The sequence below is a fragment of the Streptomyces sp. RP5T genome, from assembly GCF_003933965.1.
GTDB lineage: Bacteria > Actinomycetota > Actinomycetes > Streptomycetales > Streptomycetaceae > Streptomyces.
This window is the reverse complement of sequence record NZ_RSAJ01001258.1, coordinates 1-543: the sequence shown is the minus strand read 5'-3', so window position 1 is coordinate 543 and position 543 is coordinate 1. Positions and strand designations below refer to the sequence as shown.

1 protein-coding gene is annotated in these 543 nt (G+C 76.2%); it reads right to left on the bottom strand.

The genetic code is table 11. From position 1 onward, the window contains the following. The coding region (locus tag EHS43_RS45705) for an AfsR/SARP family transcriptional regulator (protein WP_148104393.1) at positions 1-543 on the bottom strand (543 nt) is incomplete at both ends.

The following is a 543-nucleotide window of genomic DNA, read 5'->3' as shown; positions in this document are numbered from 1 at the left end:
ATAAGAGACAGCATCAGGGCGGGGTCGTTGGTGAGGACGGCCGTGTGCAGGGCCCGCAGTTCCGGGCCGGCGTCGATGCCGAGTTCCTCGCGCAGCGCCTCGCGGCCCTCCTGGTAGGCGCGCAAGGCGTCGGAGACCCGTCCGGTGCGGAACAGGGCGGTCATGAGCTGGCCGCGTGGCCGTTCCCGCAGCGGGTGGGCGGCGACGTGGGCGAGCAGGGGCGCGATCGTGCGGTCCGCGCGCCCCAGCTCCAGCTGGAGGCCGAAGGACTCCTCCTGGGCGACCAGCCGCAGTTCGGCCAGCCGGGCCGCCTCGATACGGGCGAAGGACTGGCCCAGCCCTTCCAGGGCCTCCTGGCCGCGCCACAGCCCCAGCGCCTCGGCCAGCAGCTCGGCGGCCTCGTCCGCGCGGCCCGCGGCGGCCCGGGCCCGGCCCGAGGCGAGCAGTTCCTCGAAGCGGCGGGCGTCGACCTGGGAGGCGTCGAGGTCGGCGACGTATCCCGGCGGGCGGGTGCGGATCACCTCGGCCTCGCCGACCCGGGCC